Here is a 12339-nt window from a genome sequence, read left to right on the forward strand (position 1 = left end):
CCACTCCGGGCACTGCCACGCCACGCTGCTTCCATAAGCTTCTGTTCAACATGTCCATTTTTTTTAACCATGAAGACAGGCTAACGCATGTACAAGCATGCTGCAAGATCAAACCTGGATCCATATCTCTGTTCAACTATATTTTTCGCAACACTTTGCAGTGATAATATCCTGAATTAAGATCCGCTTACGGGTAATTTTAAGAAGTGTGGATAAATTTTGAACATGGGATACGTATATGCGTACACGTTGAAGATTTAATAAAAACCACATAAAACTAAATATCTCAAAGCTTTTTGACTGAAACTACTATACTATGAATATTGAGGTATACCCCGGCAGCCCATATCCTTTGGGCGCTACCTGGGACGGGAAAGGCGTAAACTTTGCAGTTTATGCTGAGAATGCTACCAACGTAGAACTCTGCCTGTTCAAATCAACTGAAGAACCAACCGAAAATGTACAGATAAAACTGACAGAGCGTACGCACCACGTCTGGCACGCGTACCTCCCCGACATTAAACCCGGCCAGCTATATGGCTACCGGGTACACGGACCTTACGAGCCTGAAGAAGGCCACAGGTTTAACTCCAACAAGCTCCTGATCGACCCTTATGCCAAGGCTATAGCAGGCACGATAGAATGGCACGACTCATTATTCGGCTACGAAGTAGGGCACCCCGATGAGGACCTGAGCTTCAGCAAAGCCGACAGTGCGCCCTACATCCCTAAATCAGTGGTAGTAGACCCCAACTTCGACTGGGAGGGAGACAAAGCGCCCAAAGTGCCTTATCATAAAACCGTTATATATGAGGCGCATGTAAAAGGTTTTACCAAACTGCACCCCGATATTCCTGAAAATATCCGCGGAACCTACGCAGCGCTGGGCCATCCTGTCACCATAAAATACCTGCAGGACCTGGGCATTACAGCCATTGAGCTGATGCCGGTGCACCATTTCGTGACAGACCGCTACCTGATGGAGAAGGATCTGACGAATTACTGGGGGTATAACTCCATCGGCTTTTTTGCCCCGGATGTACGCTACTCCAGCACCGGCGTGCTGGGAGAGCAGGTGGTGGAGTTTAAAAAGATGGTGAAGGAGCTTCACAAAGCTGGCATAGAGGTTATTCTGGATGTTGTGTACAACCACACGGCCGAAGGCAACCATATGGGGCCTACCCTGTCTTTCAAGGGCATCGACAATGCTTCTTATTACCGGCTCGTAGAAGACAGCAAACGCTACTACATGGACTACACCGGCACCGGCAACACCATGAACGCCATGCTGCCAAGCGTGCTCCGATTAATAATGGACAGCCTCCGCTACTGGATTACCGAAATGCACGTCGACGGATTCCGCTTCGACCTGGCCTCTACACTGGCGCGGGAGCTGCACGATGTAGACCGGCTGGGTTCCTTCTTCGACATTATTCACCAGGACCCTATCATTTCGCAGGTGAAGCTCATTGCTGAGCCCTGGGATGTGGGCGAAGGAGGCTACCAGGTAGGAAAGTTTCCGGCTGGCTGGGCTGAGTGGAACGGCAAGTACCGCGACTGCATCCGCGACTACTGGCGTGGGGCCGACAGCATGATCGGGGAGTTTGCCTACCGCTTTACTGGCAGCCCCGACCTCTACCAGGACGATTACCGGAAGCCCACCGCCAGCATAAATTTTGTAACCGCCCACGACGGCTTTACACTCAACGACCTCGTGTCTTACAACGAGAAGCACAACATGGCCAACGGCGAGGATGGCAAAGATGGCGAGAACCACAACTCCTCCTGGAACTGCGGCGCTGAAGGCCCTACAGACGACCCGGTTGTAAATGATCTGAGGGCAAAGCAGAAACGCAACTTCCTGACTACGCTGTTCCTCTCGCAGGGGGTGCCCATGCTCGTGGCCGGCGACGAATTAAGCCGGACCCAGCAAGGAAACAACAACGCCTACTGCCAGGACAACGAAATATCGTGGCTTAACTGGAAAGCGGCCGACAAAGATCTGCTGGAGTTTACGCAAAAGCTTATACGGCTGCGCCGGGAGCACCCTACCTTTTCACGCCGCCGCTGGTTTCAGGGGCAGCCGATCAAGGGAGTCGGGCTTGAGGATATTGCCTGGTTCCTGCCCGATGGCAAAGAGATGTCGGAGGAGCACTGGAACCAGGACCATGCCAAGTCGCTGGCCATTTTCCTGAACGGGCGTGGCCTCCACTCGCGTGGCCCATTGGGCGAGCAAATAACAGACGACAGCTTTTATGTGATCTTCAATGCCCACTATGAGCCCATCAGCTTTAAACTGCCGCTGAAAAAATACGGCGACCAGTGGACCAAGATCCTGGACACGAGCGAGAACCGTGTGGGGGAAGAAGGCATTACTTACGCTGCCAGAAAAACCATAAATGTGGCCGGCCGCTCCGTAGTACTGCTCCATCACCCTATCAATGACCATTAAAGGAAGCAAAAGCATTTCCTTAAATACCACCTGACTTTGAAACAGAGCAACCACCTTTCGCCCATTTTGAGGGCAGGAGGCGGTTGTTGTGTTTTATGGCCGTGCCTAAGCAGCGTACGGCATTGGCATCCAGGGTAAATAATATTGATACCGGCTGCAGTTTTCTATATTTCCGTAGCCGGAAGCATAAATCGGTATTTTTACTAACAATTGTTCCAACTAAAACCGGATTTGGGAGTAATTAATATATCCAGTTTGAGTATACTTAAGTTCTGATTAGCGCTTAAGAGGTTCTCTTCGAAAAAATATTCAGGTTCATGTGTAGGATCCAGATAGTACCGGGCAGGTGATTCAGGCTCATGAACAGTTACTGATCCTACAGCTGGTGTGGCACATTTTCGCTTTCAGGAAGGGTTATGAGAGACTTCAACTTTATGGTTATGACGATTCAAAGAGCGTTCATTATTGATGACGATGAACTAAGCACCTACCTGACACAGTTTGTGCTGGAGGAGGAAAAACTGGCTGACAGCATCGACTGCTATGTAGATGCCGAAAAAGCATTTGAAGACCTGGTGGGGCCAGCAGTCAATGATTTGCCGGAAGTCATCTTTCTGGATCTGAACATGCCATACATGAGCGGATGGGCGTTTCTGGATGCCCTGCGCCCCTACGAGAAAAAGCTTGAGAAGAAGATTAAAATTTATATCCTGTCTTCCTCTATCAACCCGACGGACGTTGCCCGCTCGGAGCGGTACAGACTGGTGGCCGGTTTCCTGCACAAGCCCCTCGAGATCGACGAGGTAAGCCAGATAAAAGCCTCCCTCGGGCAGAACAAGTAAAACAATGGCCCCGCTTTACCAGATTTCAGGCATGGTACTTCCTGAATTATGCTAATGAAAAAGCCCCTCCGGAGCTAACTGCTGCTGCTTTGAAAGGACGCAAGACAGAAGACACAGGATTTTCCACTTCTTTTGATGGCTGTGCAACTCTGTTTCTGAATGCTGACCAGTTCTGACGCTGCGTATAACACCTTTCATACATATTTGCCGCCTGGTTGCAGCTGTTTGGCCGGGCTGCTTAGTCTCTGCAAAAACCTGCAGGCAGCAAGTAGGCAGAGATAGGGCAGACAGGCTTTTATTCTTCCTGCGTCAGCAACTTCAGCAGCACACCGTTGGTCCAGCCGAAGCCATCCTGGTTCGGATACTCTCCTCCCCCTCCCTCTGCTCCGGCATGCTCCACATCATATTTCTCCATAAGCTTTCCGGTTTCCTTAAATACCCGCTGGTTGATGTTTATCCAGTTGTGGGCTATGGTGTCGGCCAGTTTGTGGTGGCCGTAAGCGCGCAGGCCCTGTATGCCCATCCACTGCAAAGGAGCCCAGCCATTGGGCGCATCCCATTGTTCATCGGAGTGATGCAGCGAGGTTAACAGGCCACCTGGCTTTATAAAGTCGGTCTCGAGGCGGCGGGCCACAGCGGAAGCCTGCTGCTTGCTGGCCATGCAGAAGTAAAGCGGAAAAACAGCCGCCAGCACCGGGATATCGGTGGTGCGCTGCTTCAAAAAATCATAATCGTAGAAAAATTCTTCTTCGCTGTTCCAGCAGTACGTGAGCAGGGCCTTTTTCCGGACTTTGGCTTTTTGCCTGTACAGCCGCTTTTGCTGCCCATTGCCTTCCAGTCCGGCCATTTCGGCGAGTGTAAGCTCCATGTGGTAGAGCAGGGCGTTCAGATCTACGGGAATAAGCTCGGTGGTGCGGATGGTGGAGAGGTTCTCGCCGTCGGCAAACCAGCGGCTGCTAAAGTCCCATCCCGATTCTGCCGCCGCTTTCAGGTTCAGGTACACCTCTTCCGGTGCCCGTCCGGAGGCTCCCCTGGCCAGCATCACGTCTTCTTTATAGGCCTCGGGGCGTGGGGCGGCCTTGTCGTCGTAGTAGCGGTTCAGGATGCTGCCATCGGGTAGCAGCACCACCCGCCGGTGCGCCTGGTTTTCTTCAGACAAGGTGTTGGCACCTTCCATCCAGAACTGGTACTCCTTGCGGAGCGCCGGGGCATATTGCTTCAGCACCGCTTTGCCTTGTTCCTGAGCCAGCACCCGCAGCATGAGCGCATAAAACGGAGGCTGGGAGCGGGTGATGTAGTAGCTGCGATTGCCGTTGGGGATGTGGCCGTAAGTGTGGATCAGGTGCGTAAAGTTATCGACCATGTGCCGGATCAGCTCTGTTTTGCCACTGGCCTGCAGGCCGAGCATAGTAAAATAGCTGTCCCAGTAGTAAATTTCGCGGAAACGGCCTCCGGGCACAATGTATGGGTTTGGCAAGGGCAGCAGCGAGCCGCCATCGGCTCCTGGCTGGCGGGTGAGCACCGGCCATAGTTTTTCGATATGAGCCGTTACAGCCAGGCTGGTATCTGAGGTGAAACCGGTGGCCGGTGTGGGTGGCAGGTCGAAATGACGGAGCACGAAGGTTTTCAGATCAAAGCCAGGCCGGGTTCGTTGCTGCCGGTAGGCCTGCACAATGGTCTGGGGATTGGAGCGTGGCACGCAGTCCACAAAGGTTTTGGAGTCAGGGAACACCGGCAGCAGCTGCACCGCCTCAAACAGCTCCCCCAGGTCCTCGTCGGGGCGGTACTGCGCCTGCAGGGGCAGGAAACAGCCGAGCAGAAGCAGGAACAGCAGCGGGAGCAGAAACTTCGGAGGGGCCTTTTGATTAGAATAATTTTTCTTCATAGCTTTTTCAGACATAGGCTTTTTTAAAGTTAAGAGTTAAAAGTTATGAGTTAAAAGTTGATTTATATTCTCTCATCCATTCCATCAAAATTTTCTAGCCCCCAACAACCATTTAACCACTCAGCAATTAACAACCAACAATCAGCAACCAACCGCAACTACAACGACTTCGTCCTGGTAGCCACCAGCGTTACGCAAAGGCCCATCACGGCGATAATGGTGAAGGAGACGCGCAGGCTGGTTGCTCCTGCCACCAGTCCTATCACGGGCGGCCCCAGCAGAAAGCCCAGAAAACCGATGGTAGACACAGCCGCCAGCGCCATACCCGGCGACATAACGGTAGATTTTCCCGCAGCGCTGTACACCAACGGCACCACCGACGATACTCCAAAGCCCACCAGCAGGAAACCCAGTATGGACGACCACAGGTAAGGGAACAGCACCGCAATCATCAGGCCCAGCGCGATCAGGATGCCGCTCCACTGCAGAATCCGCCTCAGCCCCACCCTGGCGGCGATACGGTCGGCCACAAAACGCCCGGAAGCCATGGTGCACATAAAAGCGGTGTAGCCTGCCCCGATCCAGGCTTTCTCGGCCATCACCACTTTTTTAAAGTACACGCCGCTCCAGTCGAACATGGCCCCTTCGCAGATGAGCGAACAGAAGGCCAGCAGCCCCAGGCTCAGCAGCGATTTATCGGGCTTCACGAAAATAGGCTGGTCCGGGTCCACGTTCACGTCCTGCTTCAGAATAAACCTGGAGCTAAGCGCCACACCGGCAAACGTGAACGCCATGATCATTAAAAAGTGCTGCACGGGAATAATACCGTTGCCGATCATGTAGGAACCGATGGCAGCTCCTGTAAACCCGGCCAGGCTCCACAAGCCATGGAAAGAGGCCATAATGGGTTTGTCGTACAGTGTTTCCACCCCTACCGCCTGGGTGTTTACGGCAATGTTCACCATATTGGCCAGAATACCGAATAAGAACAGCGCCAGCACCAGCAGCAGGATAGTTGGAGCGAACCCCACCCCTACCAGCACCGCCGCATACAGCACCGCCGACCACACCAGAATGCGCCAGCTGCCAACCTTCGAGATCAGCCAGCCCGTAAACGGCAACGACAGCATCTGCCCCACTGGCAGGGCAAACAGTACCATACCGAGCTGCGTCTCCGAGAGCCCCAGGTTCTGCTGGATGGTGGGGATGCGCGAACCCCAGCTGGCAAAGCAGATTCCCTGCAGAAAAAACAAGGCGCCTACTGCTTTGCGGTAAGTGCTTCTGGCATAAGTAGAAGCCGATATATCTGAAAACATTTATTTTTCTCCCTCTGTTGCTGTTGTCCCAGCCATTGCAAAAGGCGAAATTATTAAACTTTAAGGATAAAAAACAGTTGTTTAAACGTTTAATATTTGAACATAACAGCCGCAGGACCTCCGGAGGGCCTGTTTCATTAGCATAATTCTTCCTGAGCGGCAACTGCCTACAGAAAATAGATGGCGGCAGGCAGCGACCAGGCAGAAATGGCAGCCAGCGCTCCTCCAATTTGATTTTGAGAAGGATTGAATACTTTAAAAGACGCCAGAAAACCTATCTGTCATCATTCATGCTGTTGAATTTATTATTCTTAAGCTGGCGAAGCAGCAGGCTTCTATGGAATGCTACAGAAATAGTACAACTCAAACTCAGTACGCCGCAGGAAGACTTGGGAACCACTTTGAAGAAAACACCGTCATCTCAAAAACCCATAATTCAGTAAATCTGCCTATTTTTGCCGTACATCATTCCAAACACGGTACTACCTACATCGCATGAACTTATTCAGACTACTGCTCACTTTGCTTTGCCTGTTGCAGGTTGGCAGCACCTGGGCTCAAACACTGGCGCTTCCCCAAAAAGTAAATAAGTCGCTTCAGAAAACGAAGCCGAACGACATCAGGGACCACATCGCGTACCTGGCCGATGACCGTCTGCAGGGCCGCCTGCCGGGCACCCCCGGGTACCAGATGGCCGTGGAGTATGTGACCGACCAGTTTAAGAAATTGAACGTGGAACCAGCCGGCGAGAACCAGACCTACCTGCAGCAGGTGCGCCTGCGGCGAGCCCACACCGCCTCGGCCACCCTCCGCCTGCATGACGCAGCAGGAACAGCAGAGACCTTAAACTTAGGCCAGGACTTTACGATTTACCCGCACCCGGAGCAGGCGCAGGCCACGCTGGAAGCCCCGCTGGTGTTTGCCGGCTTCGGCATCAGCGCCCCCGACCTTGGCTACGACGACTATGCCGGCATCGATGCCACAGGCAAGATTGTGGTCGTGGTGCGTGGAGCCCCTGCCAGCTTCCCCTCCACCGTGTTTTCGTATAGCACCGATCTGATGACGATTCTGCAAACAGCTGCCGACCATGGCGCTGTAGGCGTGGTCGTAAGTTCTGCCAGCCCTGGCAGCGGTTTGCCCAACCTGCAACGCGGCATAACCAGTGTGATGCACGCCGATGGCAAAACAGCATTCTCCAGAACCTTTGTGTCGGACCAGATCAAGGCGCTGGCTTACGTGAGCCATACTACCCTGCAGAAGCTGCTGAAACCTGCCGGGCTCGATGCCACCGCGGTATCGGTCTCGCTTCGAAGTGGCGTAACGGCCTCTGCCCCCTTGCCATTTTCCATGCGCCTGGCCTATAGCTCCTCCTACACAGATTTCGACAGCCATAATGTGGTGGGCCGCATTACCGGCTCCGCCCCGCAACTCCGCGAGGAGTACGTAGTACACAGCGCCCACCTCGACCACATGGGCATCGGCACCCCCGTAAACGGCGACTCCATCTACAACGGCGCCCACGACAACGCCTCAGGCGTAGCCAGCCTGCTCGAAATTGCCAGAGTTTACTCCCGCCTGAAGCCAAAGCACAAGCCCAAACGCTCTGTCCTGATCGTGATGGTGACAGCTGAGGAGATGGGCTTGTTGGGCTCCGCCTACTTTGCCAAATACCCCACCGTGCCGAAAGAGCAGATCGTGGCAAACATCAACACCGATATGCCCACCCTGATCGCCCCCCTGCTGTCGGTGGTGCCGTTAGGAGCAGCCCATTCTACGCTTGAAGAACAGGTTGCAACGGCTAGCGCTCATTTAGGGCTGGATGTAGAGGAGGACCCCGAACCGGAGCAGAATCGCTTTATCCGCAGCGACCAGTACAGCTTTGTGGTGCAGGGCATCCCGGCGCTACACATCAAGTATGGCAACAAAACACCGGATGGCCGCAACAACCTGCACCTGCTCGTACAGGAGTGGCGCCCTAAATACTACCACAAACCCCAGGACGACATCAACGCTCCTTTCGATTTCGAAGCTGCCAAAACCTATGTGCAGCTCAACTTCCTGATCGGCTATCAGGTGGCCCAGAACCCGCAAAGGCCCGGATGGAAGCCTGGCGACTTTTTTGGAGAAAGGTTTGGAAGAAAGGAATAAAGCTAACCCTTAAGCAGGTGCCGTTCCTGAGGAATGGCACCTGCTGTTGTTTCTGGCAAATTATTTGAATAAAAAGAGCCCTTGTGAGTAATTTACTGCCTCTGCTGCAGATGCAGCGTTGCTGTACCTAAAGACCTTGAGTATGCGATATTTAATTGTTGGGGCCGGAGGCACCGGCGGCCTGATCGGCGGATATTTAGCCAGAAACAACCACGCTGTAACGCTGGTAGCCAGAGGCAAGCACCTGGCAGCTATCCGGGAAAAGGGGTTGACGATAGCGACCTGCCACGAGCCGGCCTATACCCTCCGCCACATAAAAGCGCTGGCGCAGGAGGAAGTACACGGAAGCTACGATGTGATTTTTGTTTGCGTCAAAGCCTACAGCCTGCCGGAAGTGCTCCCGCTGTTAGAAAGAACCTGCACCACCGAAACGGTGATCATCCCGATACAAAACGCCATGGAAGCCGGCAACCAGCTCCGGGCCGCCTTACCGGCACACACCGTACTGGATGGCTGCATATACATTACCGGCTATGTTGCCGAGCCCGGAAAAATAGTGCAAAACAACAGGATATTCAGAATAGTATACGGGCCGGCAAAAGACGCTGAAGTGAACCAGAGAGTGCTGGATGTGCTGGAAAAAGACCTTAACAGCAGCGGCATCCATACCCGGTTCACGACCAACATACAGGCCGAGTTGTTCAGGAAGCTGTCCTTTACCTCAGCTTTCGCCTCTACCTCGGCCTATGAGGGCTTAAAAGCCGAAGACCTGCAACAGGAAGGGCCTTACCGCGACAGGTTTATCCGGTTTTCGGAGGAGCTGAAACGTATAGCGGAGGCTGCCCGGTTTACCATTGCCTCCGACATAGTAAAAGATAACGTAGCCATCCTGGACAACCTTTCGAAAGAGTTTACCGCCTCCATCCAGAAAGACATGGCCGCCGGCCGCCCCGACGAACGGGAGCAACTGATCTTCGACATTGTGCGGATGGCTGCGCACTACCGGGTGGAGGTGCCCAACTACAGCCAAACGGCGGAGTTGTTTGGATTGAAATAACAGATGTTCCGTCCAGGTTTTCCCCGCGCTCGTCTCCAGCCGAGTGCGGATTCACGCCGCGTCTCCTGCCACGCTGGTTGCCTGCGGACGAATTAACTGACAGCCCGCAGCAGCACGGGCAGCAGAACCTCCGGAGGGCGGTTTTCATTGGAATAATCTGGTTTGGCCAGAACCTCGCAGCGTGCGCAGTTCCTGCAAGTGTTTCATTTAGGAGCACTTCTGCTTTACCTCCAGCCGGTCGCAGGAGCTGCGCACGCTGCGAGGTCTTGGGGCTACTGCTGTTCTCCAGAACTCATGGCAAACCAGTACCTGCAGGAGGTGCCTGAGCCTACAGATTTTAAAGTCTGAAGCCAATGCAGGTAACATCGGTACCTAAACTGGAAATTTGCTTTTTTGGAATAAAGGCTCTTCTGCCAGCTGAATGCGCGTCTGGAGACGTGGAAGGAGTACAAACTCGTCTGGAGACGAGCGCGAGGAAATACCAAATAAATTATTTGAATGAAAACCGCCCTCCGGAAGCTTTTTTGCTGCTGCTGGTCCTGCGGGTCTATACCTGATCCGGTCAAAGGCACCATGCCTGCAACTGCTCCACAAACGTTAGAACCGATCAGGATGCCGGTTTCAGCAGCAAAATCAAGCTGATTCAGGACAGCAAAAAATTTAGTTCATAAAATTATGAACTAGCGAAACTATCTTATACTTTTGTGCTGTTCTTACAACATGAACATGGGAAACACACTAGCATTAACGGAAAGACAGAAAGAGTTGGTAGAGAAGATTGGCATCTTCCATGAGCAATCGGGAATGCAGCCTGCCGCTGCCCGGGTGATGGGACTGCTATTTGTAGCCGATAAGCGGGAACTAACTTTCGACGATATTACGGAAGTTCTGGGAATTAGCAAAAGCGCCACCAGCAATGCCATTAACCTGCTCATCCAGACCGACCTCATCGACTACACCACGTTCTCCGGCGACAGAAAACGCTACTTCCGCTTAAAAATAACGAACTGGCGCGAAGGACTGGCTCGGAAAATTAACCACATGACCAGCATGAACACCTTATTCCGCGAAGTGCTGGAAGCCAGAAAAGAAACTGGGGCCGCTGAAGACGAGAAACTGGAAGAACTGATCGACTTTTTAAACTATGTAAATCAGGAACTACCCAAAATGGTAGAAAGATGGGAAGCTAGACGCCGGTAATTTTTTTAATGACTCAGTTCATTCTTTTCTGAACCAACCAAACATTTTAAAACAATCAAAACCTAAAAAAGTGATCAAGAGAATATTAACCATCAGCCTAATGCTGCTGCTCCTGAAGCCAGCTGTTGCGCAGGAGACACCCCTGGCAAAGCCGCTTAACCTGCAGGAGGCTATAAATTATGCCCTGGAGCACAACGAAGACGTGCAGAAAGCCTCTTATGATGAACTGAGCGCCAAGTACATGATACAGGAGGCCAAGAGCAACGGGCTGCCCCAGATCAACGGCTTTGGCAAGCTGGATGTGTATCCGGCCATACCGGTGCAGGTAATCCCGAACGTGTTCGAAGGCAAGCCCGACGAGATGATAGCCGTGCAGTTCGGCACCAAGTACAATGCCCAGGGCGGCGTGCAGGTATCGCAGCTGCTCTTCAACAAATCTTACTTTGTGGGGCTGCAGGCCGCCAAGTCTACCAGAGACCTGTACCGCCTGCGCAAGGCCATGACCGAGGAGGAAGTGATTTACAATGTAAGTTCCGCCTACTTCCAGATTCTGCAGACAAAAGAGCAGTTCAACACCATAGATGCCAACCTGAGCCGCCTGGAGCAGCTGGAGAAGATCCTGGCGCTGCAGTACCAGAACGACCTGGTGAAAAAAGTGGACGTGAACCGCATAAAGGTAAACAAGACCAACCTCGAAACCCAGAAGCAGAGTCTTACCTCAGCGGTGGAACAACAGATGAACCTGCTCAAATTTTTTATGGGCATGCCGCTGGAGGAGCCTGTGGAGCTCGTAAATACGCAAATTTTGCTGACCGGAGATGGCGTAACAGTAGCAACCGCCGACAGGGCCCTGCAAAACCAGGTGCAGCTGCAGCTCCTCGACAAGCAGAAAGACCTGACCAGCCTGCAACTTGAGAACATAAAGGCAGGCTACTACCCTTCGCTGCAGCTATCAGGAAGCTACCTGTACTCGGCCATGCGCAAGGAGTTTAATCTCCTCGACGGCAACATGCCCTGGTTTAACACGGCCGTGGTTGGGGTGCAGCTGAACATACCGATCTTCGACGGCATGCGAAAGCATGCCCAGATAAGGCAGACCGAGATAACCATGAAATCCCTGGAAGAAGACCGTAAGAAACTGGCCAAAAATGTGGTGGTGACACTCGAAAACTCTATTAACCAGTTGCAGAACAGCTCCAGCGCCATTCAGGCGCAGGAAGGCAACGTTACCCTGGCCCAGGAGGTGTACGACACCACCAACAAGCTCTACAAGGAGGGCATTTCGCCGCTCACTGATTTGCTTGAAGCCGAGGTGAGCCTGCGCGAGGCACAGACGAATTTAAACAACGAAGTACTTAAATATAAGCTGGCGCAGCTCGGCTACCTGAAAGCTGCCGGAGAATTAAACACCCTAACCAAATAAGACCTCAAATAACCCC

The 12339-nt window shown here is 52.8% G+C and carries 8 protein-coding genes; 6 read left to right on the plus strand and 2 right to left on the minus strand.

Features of this window, described 5'->3' with window-relative positions; genetic code table 11:
• Positions 1-316: 316 nt before the first annotated feature.
• Positions 317-2452: a glycogen debranching protein GlgX gene (gene glgX, locus FJM74_RS12685; RefSeq protein WP_187262981.1), complete on the plus strand. Its 2136-nt coding sequence runs from the start codon at positions 317-319 to the stop codon at positions 2450-2452.
• 440 nt (positions 2453-2892) lie between these two features.
• On the plus strand, positions 2893-3294 hold the full coding sequence (locus tag FJM74_RS12690; protein ID WP_187262982.1) for a response regulator: 402 nt from the start codon (positions 2893-2895) through the stop codon (positions 3292-3294).
• 295 nt (positions 3295-3589) lie between these two features.
• Here the strand turns inward: FJM74_RS12690 and treF are convergent, their stop codons facing one another.
• Together treF and FJM74_RS12700 are read right to left on the minus strand one after the other, a co-directional pair.
• Positions 3590-5179, minus strand: a complete 1590-nt coding sequence (gene treF / locus FJM74_RS12695) for an alpha,alpha-trehalase TreF (RefSeq protein ID WP_187262983.1) — start codon at positions 5177-5179, stop codon at positions 3590-3592.
• 158 nt (positions 5180-5337) lie between these two features.
• The gene (locus FJM74_RS12700; RefSeq protein WP_187262984.1) at positions 5338-6495 is read right to left on the minus strand and encodes an MFS transporter; all 1158 of its coding nucleotides are present in this window, start codon (positions 6493-6495) and stop codon (positions 5338-5340) included.
• Between the two features lie 495 nt (positions 6496-6990).
• Here FJM74_RS12700 and FJM74_RS12705 point away from each other — a divergent pair, with 495 nt between their 5' ends.
• The 4 genes from FJM74_RS12705 (at position 6991) to FJM74_RS12720 (ending at position 12323) form a co-directional block, all read left to right on the plus strand.
• Positions 6991-8643, plus strand: coding sequence for a M28 family peptidase (locus FJM74_RS12705; RefSeq protein ID WP_187262985.1), 1653 nt, complete (start codon positions 6991-6993; stop codon positions 8641-8643).
• Between the two features lie 142 nt (positions 8644-8785).
• Entirely contained in the window at positions 8786-9700 is a 915-nt protein-coding gene (locus FJM74_RS12710; protein WP_187262986.1) for a ketopantoate reductase family protein, read from the plus strand.
• 726 nt (positions 9701-10426) lie between these two features.
• Positions 10427-10900: a GbsR/MarR family transcriptional regulator gene (locus tag FJM74_RS12715; RefSeq protein ID WP_187262987.1), complete on the plus strand. Its 474-nt coding sequence runs from the start codon at positions 10427-10429 to the stop codon at positions 10898-10900.
• Between the two features lie 70 nt (positions 10901-10970).
• The gene (locus FJM74_RS12720) at positions 10971-12323 is read left to right on the plus strand and encodes a TolC family protein (protein WP_317175558.1); all 1353 of its coding nucleotides are present in this window, start codon (positions 10971-10973) and stop codon (positions 12321-12323) included.
• Positions 12324-12339: the final 16 nt, after the last annotated feature.

This window comes from Pontibacter beigongshangensis (assembly GCF_014332515.1).
Lineage (GTDB): Bacteria > Bacteroidota > Bacteroidia > Cytophagales > Hymenobacteraceae > Pontibacter > Pontibacter beigongshangensis.

What these genes read in the sequence shown, in the direction of transcription:
- FJM74_RS12710 (WP_187262986.1), top strand. Translation starts at nt 8,786, where the DNA reads ATGCGATATTTAATTGTTGGGGCCGGAGGCACCGGCGGCCTGATCGGC.
- FJM74_RS12715 (WP_187262987.1), top strand. Translation starts at nt 10,427, where the DNA reads ATGGGAAACACACTAGCATTAACGGAAAGACAGAAAGAGTTGGTAGAG.
- glgX (WP_187262981.1), top strand. Translation starts at nt 317, where the DNA reads ATGAATATTGAGGTATACCCCGGCAGCCCATATCCTTTGGGCGCTACC.
- treF (WP_187262983.1), bottom strand. Translation starts at nt 5,179, where the DNA reads ATGAAGAAAAATTATTCTAATCAAAAGGCCCCTCCGAAGTTTCTGCTC.
- FJM74_RS12690 (WP_187262982.1), top strand. Translation starts at nt 2,893, where the DNA reads ATGACGATTCAAAGAGCGTTCATTATTGATGACGATGAACTAAGCACC.
- FJM74_RS12700 (WP_187262984.1), bottom strand. Translation starts at nt 6,495, where the DNA reads ATGTTTTCAGATATATCGGCTTCTACTTATGCCAGAAGCACTTACCGC.
- FJM74_RS12705 (WP_187262985.1), top strand. Translation starts at nt 6,991, where the DNA reads ATGAACTTATTCAGACTACTGCTCACTTTGCTTTGCCTGTTGCAGGTT.